The organism is Pseudogracilibacillus auburnensis, assembly GCF_003201975.1.
GTDB classification, from domain to species: Bacteria; Bacillota; Bacilli; order Bacillales; family Amphibacillaceae; genus Pseudogracilibacillus; species Pseudogracilibacillus auburnensis.
In genome coordinates, this window is sequence record NZ_QJJQ01000001.1 from 105,392 (window position 1) to 119,984 (window position 14,593).

A 14,593-nucleotide genomic window follows, 5' to 3' on the forward strand; every position below is an offset into this window, starting at 1 on the left:
GTGGGAAAAGAATTAACTACAAGAATTAGCAAACAACTTCCTACTTCGTTTATTACTACCTATTTTGTTGGGGGGCATCCTACAAAAGAAGCGAGCATCGACATGATTGAAAAAGCTGTCCATGCTGGGGTAAATGCGATTGAAATTGGATTTCCGAGTAAAAATCCATTTTTAGATGGGGAAACAATAAAACGAGCCCATCGAGAAATAGCAGGAAATTTTTCATCTTTAACCGACTTTATTGATTATCTCAAATTGCTCAGAAGCAAGGTAGATATTCCGTTATGGATTATGGGATATGAGGAAGATTTATTAGCAGATGACATTTATATAAAATTGGCGAAATCTTCTTACATTGATGGCTTTATTATTCCTAATTTACCAATTCATCTAATGGAGGAAGTACAGCAACATGTCCATCGTGAACAGGTTGAAGTGATTCCAGTCATTAATGATCAAATGTCAGATGAGGACATTCAGACATTAATTCACCATAATGATGTTGTATATTGTCAATTATATACTGGTAAAACAGGGAATTCACTTACAATGACAGAAGATTTGCCAAAATTTTATGAGCGGATGCGAAAGGTAACAGATGCGAAATTGATGGCCGGATTTGGCATTAAAAATCGGACGATTGCTGAACAAATCTTTCATGTGGGTTATGATGGTATTGTGATTGGGAGTGAAATTGTTCGTCTTGTCAGTTCCGGAAATGACGATGATTTAGTTCACTTCATTCATGAACTGGAAAAAGCAAAAGATGTTTGAAATTACCATAGGTGAAAGTTTTAGCGGACATTTTGTAATGAGAATGGGATTGGCCTAATAGTGTGCGAGGCGTTTGGGAATGGAGGAGTACGACATGGATTATGTAGCAGTTTTTGATATTGGAACTACGGCGATAAAAGGTTTATTAGTGAATCGAGCTGTAGAACCCTTGGGCGAACAGACGATAGAATTAACGACCTATATAGAGGATGGAAATGTAGAGCAGCAGCCTGAAGATTGGTGGGAAGCGATTAAAAAAATAGCAGCAACATGGTGGCAAAGTGGTATTTCTCCTCATTCCATACGAGCTATTACTTTTTCAGGGCAAATGGAAGACCTTATTACTGTTAGCAAGACGGAGAAAAAGTATCGTGCCATTTTATATTCTGATACGAGGGCAGGAGAAGAAGCGGGTGAGGTGATGGGGAAATTCCCGGATCTTCGAAATGTCACTGGGAATAATATGAGTGCAACGACTCCTCTTGCTAAAATAAGCTGGCTACAAAAACATCGTAAAGAACAGTATAAAGATGCAAAAAAATTTGTTTTTTGTGCCAAAGATTTTATCATTTATAAACTAACAGGAGTTGCGGTGACAGATCCAGTTACTGGTGCAACGACAGGAATGATGGATTTAACAAAACGTAAATGGCATGAACCGATCGTGGATGGTTGTGGCGTTGATATTTCCAAACTACCAAATTTAATAGATGTAAAAGAAATCGTCGGGACTGTCTCAAAAACTGCAAGTAAGGTGAGTGGATTTTCATCTTCCACATTCATCATTAATGGTAGTGGAGACGCCGGTGCATCGACACTTGGCGCAGGTTCGATACAGGTGAAAGATGGTTATTTTTATCTTGGTACGACAGGCTGGCTTGCCATGGTTGAAAAAAATGACACAAACGAAAATTTATCAGAAGGCCATTTTAATTTAGCTTTTGTTCAGGAAGATCAGCGAATTTCTGTTGCACCACTCTTAAATGTAGGAAATGTTCATAATTGGGCAGTGCATTCATTTTGTGAGGAAACAGAAAACAGCTATGTAGCGTTCGAATCACTCATTGAAACAGTTGCTCCTGGTAGTGAAGGTGTCGTCTTTTTACCCTATTTATATGGAGAACGAAATCCTATCCATGACCCAGATGCAAAAGGTGCTTACTGGGGAGTCAGTTCGTCTACTACAAAAAAACATTTAGCACGAGCAGCCCTGGAAGGAGTTACTTTTTCATTAAAACAAACATTAGAGATGTTTGAGGTAGAAGACAAGCGTACGATTACTCTAATTGGTGGTGGTTCCAAAAGTGAAACATGGTGTCAGATGATGGCTGATATAATGAATCATCCCATTCGTGTACCGTTAAACAGTGAATATCTTCCTTCTATTGGAATTGCTTCCTCCGCGTTTCTCGCTCTAGGCTGGATGGAATCATACGAACAATTTATCGATCAACATGTAAAAACAGTTCCAAGTAAACATTATTATCCTAACGAAGCTAATGTGCAAAAATACGAAAGCCAATATACTCTTTTTAAAAGACTTTACCCTGCACTGCGAACGATGTATCAATAATTTGGCAGATACATTTTACTAAAGAACGTGCTCAATGTGACCTTTTGTTCATACTATAAGTATTTTGGTCACATTGACTTTTTACGTTTTGTTTCATCTTCCTGAATGAATTCCCCGTACTACTGTCTACATCCACTAATTGCCGGCATAACTAGGATTTAGGACATAATCGAATTTTGCGGCACATATTCAAAATCCACGGCACATATTGTAACAAAAGGCGTGCTGCTTCACTTGTATCTTCCTCACAAAATATTAGGCTAATAGACTATTTTTAATAGAAAAACTGCTTGAATAATAATTCATTTTTTATTTTTTACGAGATCAACTTTAACCCAATAACAGCCCCGATGATCATTGCAATAAAAATGATTCGCTTTACCTCCCGCGGTTCGTTATATAAAACCATACTTAAGATTGCTCCGCCTGATGCGCCAATGCCCGTCCAAATGGCATAAGCTGTCCCCATCGGCATTGTTGTCATTGCGATAGAAAGGAATAGAAAGCTTACTCCGAAACTAAAAACCAAGAGTAAGAAAGATTGCCAATTTCGTTTATCATGTAGTCTATTAATCATAAAGACGCCAAGCATTTCAAACAGACCTGCAATAATTAAAGCGATCCAAGCCATTATGATTCAGCTCCTTCTTTTGTAACGCTCACTAATTTTAACCCAACTACCCCCATTAATAAGATGGAGATTAATAGTAGTTTTGCAATGCTAAATGTAGCACCAAAAAATATGATATCTGTAAAAATAGTACCTACAGTTCCAAGACCAACAAAGACGGCATAAACGGTGCTAACTGGGAGTTCTTTTGCTGCCATGATCATTAAGTAAAAACTAATAATTATCGCTAAAGTTGTACCTACCCAAGCCCAGAAATGATCAGCATGTTTTAAGCCAATTACCCAAAAAACTTCAAAAAAAGCTGCAACTATTACTTTCAACCAATTGATATTCATGTAAAAACACCTCCTAAAAATAAAAAAAGCCCGAGAGATTACTGTAAACAGTATCTCCCAGGCTTTTATCCTTCCGTGACATAGCTAAAATTGCTATGAGTTTTCTCTCGGTCCAGACTAACCATATTGTTACGGAACCCTAGAAAACTTTTTCCTATTCAATTACTTAAAATTATACACATTGTTGCTTATTTTTCAAATAACCTGCTCATCACATTAAAGCAGTGATTTTATGATGAACGTTTACATATGCATCTTGAAACGTATTTTGTAAAAATCCTTATCCCTAATAAACAAACTAAAAAATGGTACTATTTTCGGTTGTTACAATTTGTGGGTAGACGATCATTTGTCGTTGTTTTACTTCCACTTTATGAAACCCTGTCGTTTGTGTCATTTTTATATCGAATGTCTCCTTGTTATCAGATGCGATGATAGTGTTAGTTTCGCTTGTGGTCTGCTCAACCGAACTTCCGACACGATCTTTTACTGTACCATATTCGTTCTGACTAGACTCAGTATTCTTGAGCTCTTCCATTCCATATGCTGTACTAAAAACGGTGGTGCATGGAATCGAATGAAACTGAAACAAGCAATTATTGTGGGTATGGCCTGCCAAGATTCCAATTACATCAGTTCCTTCAATCATGTTCCCAAATGCTGCTTTATTTCGTAAATGATCATCTATAGGCGGATGATGCATAGCAATGATCGTTCCTTTTTCTGTATCCACTTTTAAAATATCGGCTAGCCAGTTTAATTGGTCTATAGATACTTCACCATTAACCTCATTCGGTATTTTTGTATCCAATACGATTACTCTCACTCCGCCGACTGTTTTACTGTAATAATATGGTGCTTCGGATTTCGATTCGTTGAGAAAAACAGAGCGAAAGGCTTTTCTTCTATCGTGATTCCCGAGTGTAAGTAAAAAAGGAGCTTGAAATTGTTTTTCACAGTTACGAATAAATTCCTTCACATATTGATAATCCGCTTCATCCCCATCATGGATTAAATCGCCACTCATAATAAAAAATGCAGGCTTAAAAGGTAAAGATGAAAAAACTTCTTTAAATAAAGATAATTTTTCATTCGTATTTACTCCATACAAGCTAGCCTGTTTGCTCGGTGCGATAAGATGGGGATCAGAAAGGTGGATAAACGTTACCTCATTTGACATCTGCTGCACTCCTTATATGTGAAATAAATTCATCGTAGATAGGCTTATTTGAAGCGATAATCCAATCGTCTTTTAGGTTGCTAATTTGATGATTAAAATTGGTACATATTCCACCAGCTTCCTCCACTAATAATATGCCAACAGCAACATCCCATGGCTTTAAATGGTAATGCCAAAACCCGTCTAGCTGACCAGTTGCAACAAAAGCAAGATCTAAGCAAGAAGAACCAGAATTACGAATTCCTTGACATTCTCCAAACAGAGAAAAAAGAATTTGTTTTGACCTGGATGTTGCACGCCATTCAGCGGAAGGGATACCGTATGCAATTAAGGAATGTTTTAATGAATCAATCGTAGAAGTATGAATCAATGTATCATTCATATATGCGCCTTGCCCTTTTATCGCTGAATATAAAATATTATTCACAATATCTAAGGTGAGACCGAAAACGATGTCATTATAATGATATAATGCTACCGAAATGGCATAACGAGGGAAATGGTGGACAAAATTCATTGTTCCATCAATCGGATCAATCACCCAAGTATACGGTTGTTGATCAAATGCAATTGCATTGGTAGCATTCGTTTCTTCTGTCACTAAATGACTATCAGGAATTAATTTTATTAGATGTTTAATTAAATAAGACTCTACCTCACGATCAACATTCGTAACCAAATCAGTGAAGTTTTCTTTTGTATGGATAATTTTTTTTTGGAAAATTTCATTTCGAACGGATTCTCCAGCAGTTAAAATAACATGTTTAGCCTCTTTAAAATACAAGTCCGTTGCAACTGGATTTTTTACTTTATTCATACCTATCCCCATTTCTCGTATATGTTTTTCAAGTAATAACGTATCATGTGAAGATTAAAGGAACGTAAAAAATAGGTGAAAAAGAGGTTTAATCTTTATGAAAGAAGTCCTTGTAAAAATAGGGTTAAATACTGATTAAAAAGGTGTAAAGCGGATTGAATAGTTAAAAAGGAATGATAATCTATTATTAGATCGATACAAAAAATAGTAGGGGGATAGAGGTAGCTGTTTAGTCTAATAGAATCATCGATCATTATTACGTTTTCTTACAAAATACATATTGCGAGGAGAAATTATGTTTAAATCAAAGTTATTTTACATTGTAATGATGATTGTACTAATTGTTATTTCTGGTTGTTCTAAAACAGATGAATCAAAAGATGTTAGTGTGAAGTCTAGTGACAATGACAGTGAAAAACAAGAAGAAATTGAACTGACATTTTATTATCCAGTCCAAGTTGGAGGCCCAATTAATAAAATTATTGAAGAAATAGCAAGTGATTTTACCGAAGAAAATCCACATATTAAAATAAATCCTGTTTATACAGGGGACTATGACAATACGATGATCAAGACACAAACAGATATTCAAGGGAATAATCCACCAGATTTGGCTGTTTTACTGGCGATTGATTTATATACATTGATGGACATGAATGCAATTATACCAATGGATGATCTTATGGAAAATGATAATGATGCTGATGAATATGTAAGTGACTTTATTCCTGCCTTTTTAGAAAACTCAAAAGCAGACGATAAAATTTGGAGTATTCCATTTCAAAGAAGTACACCAGTATTATATTACAATAAAGAAGCATTTAAAGAAGTTGGTTTAGACCCCGAAAATCCCCCAGAAACATGGAACGATTTAATCGATTACTCAGAGAAATTAACGGTTAGAAATAAGGATCAAGTAGAGCGTTGGGGAGTGCAAATTCCTTCATCGACTAACCCGTGGATTTTTAAAGGATTTGTTCTGCAAAGCGGAGGAATTCTTGATGAAAATGGGAAAGATGTCTACTTTCATGAGGAGTCAGTCGAAGAAGCTTTACAATTGCATTTAGATTTGGCACATAAACATGAAACAATGGCAAAAGGTGTCATTGACTGGGCAACAACTCCAACTGATTTTATCGAAGGAAAAGCGGCGATGATTTATCATACGACAGGAAACCTAACGAATATAAAAGACAATGCTGACTTTGATTTCGGGGTTGCTTATTTACCAGCCAATAAAAATTACGGTGCTCCTACAGGTGGCGGGAATTTCTATATTTTTGAAGGTATTTCAGAAGAGAAAAAAGAAGCGGCTTGGGAATTTATTAAATTTGCCACATCAGCTGAACGTGCAGCACAGTGGAGTATTGACACAGGGTATATTGCTACAAGAGAATCAGCTTATGAAACGGAAGTGATGAAAGAATACTTAGAGTCATTTCCACAAGCAGAGGTGGCAAAAAATCAACTTGAATATGCTGGCTCAGAAATGTCGACCCATAATAATGGGGAAGTTACAGAAATTTTAAAAAGTGCTTTCCAAAGTGTATTAACTGGTGAACAACAACCAAAAGAAGCAATGGAAAAAGCGCAGCAAGAAGCTGACAAAGTATTGGAACCATTTAGAAAATAAGACTTGAAAGGACGAGAACTATGAGGAGATTTTATCAGAAACAATCATTTAGAATAAACTTCCATGCATTTTTGTTATTACTCCCATCTCTCGTCTTCCTCTTGTTATTTACTTTTTATCCTATTGGACAAACAATTTTTCACAGTCTATTTAAATCTGATTTAAGCACACCAGAACCATTGTTTGTCGGTTTGGAAAACTTTAAACGATTGAGTGAGGACGACACTTTTTGGAAGGTTTTAATGAATAATATTTGGTTTGCAATTGGGACAATCCCAACAACGATCATCATCGGATTGTTGATGGCCGTAGTCGTTAATAAACATATCGTTGGAAGGTCATGGATTAGAACATTTCTGTTTTATCCTGCTGTTATTCCAGCAATTGCCATTGCAAACATCTGGTTATATATTTATACTCCAAATTTTGGTTTACTAAATTATGTGCTCAATATGGTCGGAATTGGAAGTGTCGATTTATTAGCTCATTCAAATACGGTTATGTTTGCAATGATTGTGATGGTCATTTGGAAAGAAGCAGGCTTTTTTATGATTTTCTTTCTGGCAGGCTTACAAAATATATCAGAGGAATTATATGATGCCGCAAAAATCGACGGCTCGTCCAGGTCGACTACTTTTACTAGAATCACCATTCCTTTATTAATGCCAACGACATTATTTGTTTCGATATTGGCTTTAACAAATGCGTTTAAACTTGTGGATCATCTAGTCGTTATGACACAGGGTGGACCTAATAATGCTAGTAATTTATTACTTTACTATATTTATGAAACTGTATTTAAATATTGGGATATGGGCTATGGAGCAACATTAACAACGATACTCTTATTAATAATGATGATTATTGCTTCTGTACAGTTTTTATTTATGGAAAAGAGAATTCATTATAATTGAGGTTGATTATTCATGCGTTATCTTGAAACTTTTGTAGCATATTTTTTAGCAATAGTTTGGGTGATCCCACTTGTATGGATCGTATTGAATACATTCCAGCCGAACAACATATCTTCATTTTCATTAATAGGTGGGAATTGGACACTCGAAAATATAAAAACGGTTTGGGAAGGTGCTCCTTTTGCCCAATACTATTTGAACACTTTTATCATTGTAACTGGTATTTTATTCGTTCAGTTTATTACGATTACACTTGCGGCTTATGCGTTCGCCCGTTTGAATTTTTTTGGAAAGAATATCATTTTTCTTATCTTCTTAATTCAAATTATGATTCCAGCAGATGTGTTAATTTCGCCAAACTATTTAATTTTAAGGGATCTATCTTTGTTAGATACGAAACTAGGTATTATGATACCACATTTTGCTTCAGCGATTGGGATTTTTATTTTGAGACAAACATTTAAAAGTATTCCATATGAACTAGAGGAGTCAGCTAAAATGGATGGGTGTAGTTTACTACGCATTATTTGGCATGTATATGTTCCACTTGCTAAACCTACTTTTCTTGCATTTTCACTCATTTCGGTGAGCTACCATTGGAATAACTTTTTATGGCCATTAATCATCACTAGTTCAGTAGAAAATAGACCTTTAACCGTTGGACTGGCTATTTTTGCGATGTCTGCTGATACTGGGGCCCAATGGGCAACCGTTTCTGCTGCAACTTTTATGGTGATATTTCCACTTGTTCTCGCTTTCTTTATTTTCCAAAAGCAGTTTATTAGTAGTTTCATGCATTCAGGTATTCGATAATATTATTATAATTGGCAAGCTGGTTGAAGATGTAACTCCTAGAAGGAGGGGCATCTTTTTCATATTTGACAACTTACTAATCTGACACCAGCATCATTCGTGTTTGTTCAGAGTAATTTGCAATTTGTTTGGCACAGTGGTTTGCACGACCATATTAAAGCGGAATCTAATTTCAAGGAATGTTTCCTGTCATATTTCTATAAAATATAATAACAGTATTTTTTTAAAAAATATGAAATAACATTCCCCTTGGTTTATCTCATGTTAAAAAAGTCCATTGCAAGCGTTCAAATCTAGCAAGTACGTCCGATAAATGCCCCTTATCGCCTTATAATTTAGTGTGATTATACAGATTAGAGTCGCATACCCCCGTAAACAACCATATTCTCATTCGATATAGAAGAAAAAAGAGTATGGTAATATATCCGAAATAATAAAACGTAATTAATACACAATAATGATATTTGATTTCACTTATATCCATATATATGCTAATATGGTAACTAACTTAAGAAAATGAGTATTTATTCCAATTTTGAAAGCGATAACAATAGTTAGGAAATGGGAAGAAGAAAGAAGTGTAATAAAAAACTGAAAAGACGAAATAGTCTTTATATTAATGTTGAAAGAGGGATAGAATGATAGATCCGATCTTGCAGAAGAAAGTTGGTCGTTTATTCGTTGTTGGGTTTGAAGGGAAACAGATGACTCCGCAATTAAGAAATCTTATCCATCATTACCATATTGGTGGAATTATCTTATTTAGTCGCAATATTGGTACACCTGAAGAAGTTTTGGTTTTAACGACAACTCTTCAAAAAGAAGCAAAAAATGCAGGTTATACATACCCACTTTTAATTTGTATCGATCAGGAAAATGGAGTAGTTCGTAGATTAGGAGAAGGTGCCACCATTTTTCCTGGAGCTATGGCACAAGGGGCTACCCATAATCCAGATAATGCTTATACTATCGGTGTTGCAACTGGTAAAGAGTTGAAAGCATTAGGGATCAATTGGAATTTAGCTCCTGTTTTAGATGTGAATAATAATTCGGATAATCCAGTGATTGGTGTTCGTTCATTTGGTGAGTCACCAGAGCAAGTTGCACTATTTGGGAAGGCATCGATGCAAGGCATGCAGCGAGCAGGTGTGGCGACGACATTAAAACATTTTCCGGGACACGGGGATACACATGTCGATTCTCATTTGGATTTACCAGTCATCAATCATGATATAGATAGATTAGAAAAGAGTGAGTTCATTCCTTTTCAACAATGTATTGATGCAGGTGCAGATATAATAATGGCGGCACATATTTATTTTCCAGCTTTAGAAAAAGAAAAAGGGATACCCGCTACACTGTCCAAAAATGTTCTTACTCATTTATTAAGAGAGAAGCTTGGCTTTACTGGAGTGATTACGACTGATTGTATGGAAATGAATGCTATTTCTGAAACGATAGGTACAGAGAAAGGGGCTGTAGCAGCCTTAAAGGCAGGGGCCGATTTGGTAATGGTTTCCCATACATATGAACGGCAAATTGGAGCAATAAAAGAGGTGGTCTCTGCTATGGAACGAGGTGAATTGGATGAAAGGAACATCAACACTTCAATGGACAGAGTACATCGGTTGAATAAAAAATATGTGTCATGGGAAGAAAGTTTACAAACAGATTCCACTAATATCGTTCAGATAGTTGGATCTCTAAAACATGAACAACTTGCATTTGATGTGTATAAAAACAGTGTGACAATTGTTAAAAATGAACAAGTCCTTCCTTTACAACTAAACGAAAACAATAAAATTTTAGTATTAGAACCATTATCGAAAACAAGAGTGCTCGTAGAAGATAAAAATAATGAACGCTATCTATTAGGAAATGCGATAAAAGAATTTCATTCACAAACAGATATTGAATTAATAGAGTTACCTCTCATTGACAAACAAATAGAAGATATTTTGAAGTATGCTACAAATTATGATTCTATCATTTTTGGTACTCTCACTATTTCTTCTGATCCACTTTATCAGCAATTAATTCATCAACTGTATGATAAAGATACAACGCTTATCGGAATTGGAATGAGAAATCCTTATGATATCTCTTGTATTAAAGGAGTCGATGCTTTCATCAATACTTATGAGCCAAATAAAACGGCATTAAAAGTTGCGGCTAGTGCTATTTTTGGAGAGGTGGATGTTAAAGGGGAGCTTCCAGTTCGTATAGATGGATGACTCATATTTTAGGGGGTGGTCTATAAACGATTAATTAAGTTCATCATATTTTTTAGAGGGGAATCGTTGATTACTAGTAACCTGTTTTTAAAAAAACTAACTATGGGAGGGTTTTCTGTGAGATATAAAAGCACCTTTTATCTTTTGTTTACGGTATTAATATTATTTTTAACAGCATGTGGTGGAAAAGAGGATGCCGAAGTTGGTGGTAGTAAAGAAGCACTGGAAAATTTAAATGAAACGGGTATGCCGATTGTTGAAGAGCCGATTGAGCTTGAAATTTTTTCAGGAAAAGCAGCAACAACTGCTGATGACTGGAATGATGTATTACTTTTAAACGAATATAAAGAAATGACAAACGTCAATATTACGTGGAATCAAGTTCCGGCCGATGGTTTAGAAGAAAAACGTAACCTAGCTTTAGCTAGTGATGATTTGCCAGATGCTTTTTATTCTGCTCAACTACCAGTATCGGACGTTCAAAAATATGGTGCTCAAGGGACTTTTATTCCACTAAATGATCTGATTGATCAATATGCTCCGAATATTAAGAAAGTATTGGATGAAAATCCTGAGATAAAAAAGGCGATCACATTCCCGGACGGAAATATTTATTCCATTCCAACAGTTTATTCTCCTGATTTTCCATCTCTATTAATTGGAGCAAAAGGTTGGGTGAATGGAGAGTGGCTTAAAGAACTAGGAATGGATAATCCAGAAACGACGGAAGAGTTTTATGAATACTTAAAAGCTGTAAAAGAAACGGATTTAAATGGAAATGGAGAAAATGATGAAATCCCGTTAAGTAGTGTCGCTGAGATGTCACGAATTATCCATTGGATTTCGGGTGCTTTTGGTGTCCAAAACAAAGGAAGTTTGCATACATTAGTCGATGGGGATCCAGGAACTGGGGATATTCGTTTTTATCCAATTGATGATCAGTATAAAGAAATGCTTAAATACTTAAATAAACTATATGAAGAAGAATTAATTGAACAAAATATTTACTCACTAGAAGTAGATCAGCATTTAGCAAATGCAGCTGATAATAAATATGGTGCGGTACAGTTTTATAACCCAATTGAGTTATATGGAGAAGAAGTTGGAAGTCAGTTTATTCCTGGTAATGCATTAGAAGGTCCAGATGGAACGAAAATGTATTCTGGCATTACATCTCCAGTGCGTTCATTAGGAAACTTTGTCATTACAAATGTGAATGAAAATCCGGAAGCTACATTAAGATGGATCGACTATTTCTGGAGTGATGAAGGGTCGAAAATGTTCTTCATGGGTGTTGAAGGTGTCACGTATGAAGAAACAACAGATGGTCCTAAGTTAAAAGAGGAAATTACGAATCATCCAGATGGACTAACATTAACGCAAGCTTTAGCAGAATATATTATTAACCCAGGTGGAAACCATCCTGTAGTTGTAACAGATGATTACTTTACTGGATCTGAAAATGCACCGACTGATAAGGAAGCTGTAGAAATATTAGATCCTTATTTAGTCGATGAAATTTGGCCTGAATTTACGTATACAGCGGAAGAAAACGATCAAATTACCATTTTAGAAACCGATTTAGATAAATATGTTTCTGAAATGCAAGCCGCATTTATTACAGGTGAAGAGGACTTTTCTGAATGGGATAAATACGTTGAAACGATCGAAAAAATGGGTCTGGATGAATATATGGAAATTCAGCAAAATGCGTATGATCGTTATCAAGAAAATTAATCTTTTAGGAAGTGCATTTATTAATGGTCGGATATCTTTCCGACCATTAATAAATAGGAGGTTGTTAAATGAAACTAGTAAATGAGGAAGTGACTATTCCAAAACAGGGAAGATTTCAAGGGGTTAAAAAGAATTTCTTGAGGAATTGGCAACTATATGTTTTCCTGCTTCCAGCGATCTTATATTTTGTTATTTTACATTATATTCCAATGTATGGGGTACAAATTGCGTTTAAAAACTTCTTTGCAAATCAAGGAATTTGGGGAAGTCCTTGGATTGGGTTTGGGCATTTTGAACGATTTTTTAATTCGTACTATTTTTGGAGATTGCTTAAAAATACGTTTATTTTAAGTGGGTATCAACTATTACTCTTTCCATTACCGATTATTTTAGCTCTTTCGTTAAATGAACTAAAAAATGGTGCCTTTAAAAAATGGACACAAACATTGACTTATGCACCACATTTTATATCGGTCGTTGTTGTAGTTGGAATGATTGTTATTTTTTTAGATCCGACAACAGGATTAGTAAATCGATTAATTGTTGCTTTTGGTGGTGAACCGATTGCCTTTTTAACGAGTCCATCATGGTTTAGGCATGTTTTTACATGGTCTGGTGTTTGGCAAACATTAGGTTGGGGATCGATTATTTATTTAGCAGCACTTTCTGGAGTAAATCCAGAATTGCATGAAGCGGCTGAAGTGGATGGAGCGACAAGGTTACAAAGAATTATCCATATCAATATTCCTAGTATTTTACCGACGATTGTCGTGTTATTCATCTTAAATATTGGTAGTTTTATGACAGTTGGGTTTGAAAAAGTGTTACTAATGCAAAATGATTTGAATGCTTCGACATCGGATGTTATTCAAACATTTGTTTATCAAACAGGGTTACTTGAAGGGCAATATAGTTTTGCGGCAGCTATCGGATTGTTTGATTCAGCTATTAATATCACCTTGTTAGTTGTATTTAACTATGTTGCTAGAAAAACGAGTGACAATAGTCTGTGGTAAGGAGGGAGAAAACTAGATGCGAAGTAGATTTAACCTATCAGATAGGGCGTTCGGTATCGTAAATACGATCTTTCTAATCGTTGTGATGATTTTAATTGTTTATCCATTAGTTTTTGTACTAAGTGCTTCCATTAGTGATCCACATGCAGTTAGTTCGGGAAAAATGTGGCTATGGCCTGTCGATATAACGTTTAAAGGGTATGAACGAGTTTTCGCCAATGATGCGATTTGGCGCGGCTATACAAATACGATCATTTATACAGTTGTTGGTACGGCGATTCACTTATTTGTGTTACTTCCTTGTGCATACGCATTATCAAGGAAAGAATTAATGGCGAAAAAAGCTATTTTATGGTTTATCTTGTTTACGATGCTATTTAATGGTGGCTTAATTCCAACTTATTTAATTATCAAATCATTAGGAATGCTTGATACGATGTGGGCAATTGTCATTCCTAATGTCGTTGGGGCATGGTCTATTTTAGTTGCCCGGGCATTTTTTCAACAGAGTATTCCGGATCAACTTGTTGAAGCATCTAAAATTGATGGAGCTTCCGATTTTTATATTTTTATCCGAGTTGTTTTACCACTATCACTGCCAATTATCGCAGTAATGGCCTTATTCCATGCGGTTAATTTATGGAATCAGTACTTTAATGCACTCATCTATTTGTCAGATCGAGATAAATATCCGCTCCAGTTAATCTTGCGGGAAATTCTTGTCGTCAACCAAATGCAACTAAATGATCCTGGTGGTGGGGGAGCAGAGTCATTAGTCGATCAAGTGAAGACGGCAGGCTTAATTAAATATGCTGTCATTATCGTTTCATCACTCCCATTATTACTCGTATATCCTTTTATTCAGAGATTCTTCGTTCAAGGGGTTCTCATAGGTTCGATCAAAGAATAATGATCTATTTTAAAAGGAGGGAAAGA

At 35.6% G+C, this 14,593-nt stretch carries 13 protein-coding genes and 1 riboswitch; of the genes, 9 read left to right on the forward strand and 4 right to left on the reverse strand.

Annotated elements, in window-relative coordinates; translation table 11 throughout:
• Together trpA and DFR56_RS00460 are read left to right on the forward strand one after the other, a co-directional pair.
• Positions 1-774 carry a tryptophan synthase subunit alpha gene (trpA, locus tag DFR56_RS00455; protein WP_158525443.1) on the forward strand — a complete coding sequence of 258 codons (774 nt, stop codon included), beginning with the start codon at positions 1-3 and terminating at the stop codon, positions 772-774.
• 94 nt (positions 775-868) lie between these two features.
• Positions 869-2,347, forward strand: a complete 1,479-nt coding sequence (locus DFR56_RS00460) for a xylulokinase (protein WP_158525444.1) — start codon at positions 869-871, stop codon at positions 2,345-2,347.
• A 316-nt stretch (positions 2,348-2,663) separates the two neighbouring features.
• Here the strand turns inward: DFR56_RS00460 and DFR56_RS00465 are convergent, their stop codons facing one another.
• The 4 genes from DFR56_RS00465 to DFR56_RS00480 form a co-directional block, all read right to left on the reverse strand.
• Positions 2,664-2,978, reverse strand: a complete 315-nt coding sequence (locus tag DFR56_RS00465) for a DMT family transporter (RefSeq protein ID WP_110393462.1) — start codon at positions 2,976-2,978, stop codon at positions 2,664-2,666.
• Positions 2,978-3,313 carry a DMT family transporter gene (locus tag DFR56_RS00470; protein WP_110393463.1) on the reverse strand — a complete coding sequence of 112 codons (336 nt, stop codon included), beginning with the start codon at positions 3,311-3,313 and terminating at the stop codon, positions 2,978-2,980. The genes DFR56_RS00465 and DFR56_RS00470 overlap by 1 nt, the downstream gene beginning before the upstream one ends.
• 52 nt (positions 3,314-3,365) lie before the next feature.
• A riboswitch (guanidine-I (ykkC/yxkD leader) is annotated at positions 3,366-3,467 on the reverse strand.
• A 144-nt stretch (positions 3,468-3,611) separates the two neighbouring features.
• The gene (locus DFR56_RS00475; protein WP_110393464.1) at positions 3,612-4,493 is read right to left on the reverse strand and encodes a metallophosphoesterase family protein; all 882 of its coding nucleotides are present in this window, start codon (positions 4,491-4,493) and stop codon (positions 3,612-3,614) included.
• Positions 4,483-5,310: an inositol monophosphatase family protein gene (locus tag DFR56_RS00480; protein ID WP_158525445.1), complete on the reverse strand. Its 828-nt coding sequence runs from the start codon at positions 5,308-5,310 to the stop codon at positions 4,483-4,485. Before DFR56_RS00480 ends, DFR56_RS00475 begins: the two co-directional genes overlap by 11 nt.
• A gap of 295 nt (positions 5,311-5,605) precedes the next feature.
• Between DFR56_RS00480 and DFR56_RS00485 the strand changes: the two genes are divergently transcribed.
• The 7 genes from DFR56_RS00485 (at position 5,606) to DFR56_RS00515 (ending at position 14,567) form a co-directional block, all read left to right on the forward strand.
• Positions 5,606-6,943 carry an ABC transporter substrate-binding protein gene (locus tag DFR56_RS00485; protein ID WP_110393466.1) on the forward strand — a complete coding sequence of 446 codons (1,338 nt, stop codon included), beginning with the start codon at positions 5,606-5,608 and terminating at the stop codon, positions 6,941-6,943.
• Positions 6,944-6,963: 20 nt separating this feature from the next.
• Positions 6,964-7,857 (forward strand): carbohydrate ABC transporter permease, encoded by an 894-nt coding sequence (locus DFR56_RS00490; protein WP_110393467.1) that lies wholly within the window; start codon positions 6,964-6,966, stop codon positions 7,855-7,857.
• 12 nt (positions 7,858-7,869) lie between these two features.
• Positions 7,870-8,670, forward strand: a complete 801-nt coding sequence (locus DFR56_RS00495; protein WP_110393468.1) for a carbohydrate ABC transporter permease — start codon at positions 7,870-7,872, stop codon at positions 8,668-8,670.
• A gap of 638 nt (positions 8,671-9,308) precedes the next feature.
• Positions 9,309-10,904 (forward strand): beta-N-acetylhexosaminidase, encoded by a 1,596-nt coding sequence (gene nagZ, locus DFR56_RS00500; RefSeq protein ID WP_110393469.1) that lies wholly within the window; start codon positions 9,309-9,311, stop codon positions 10,902-10,904.
• 117 nt (positions 10,905-11,021) lie between these two features.
• Positions 11,022-12,641, forward strand: a complete 1,620-nt coding sequence (locus tag DFR56_RS00505) for an extracellular solute-binding protein (protein ID WP_158525446.1) — start codon at positions 11,022-11,024, stop codon at positions 12,639-12,641.
• A 68-nt stretch (positions 12,642-12,709) separates the two neighbouring features.
• The gene (locus DFR56_RS00510; protein WP_110393471.1) at positions 12,710-13,657 is read left to right on the forward strand and encodes an ABC transporter permease; all 948 of its coding nucleotides are present in this window, start codon (positions 12,710-12,712) and stop codon (positions 13,655-13,657) included.
• A gap of 16 nt (positions 13,658-13,673) precedes the next feature.
• Complete coding sequence (locus DFR56_RS00515; RefSeq protein ID WP_110393472.1) at positions 13,674-14,567, forward strand: carbohydrate ABC transporter permease; 894 nt, start codon at positions 13,674-13,676, stop codon at positions 14,565-14,567.
• The last annotated feature ends 26 nt before the right edge of the window (positions 14,568-14,593 follow it).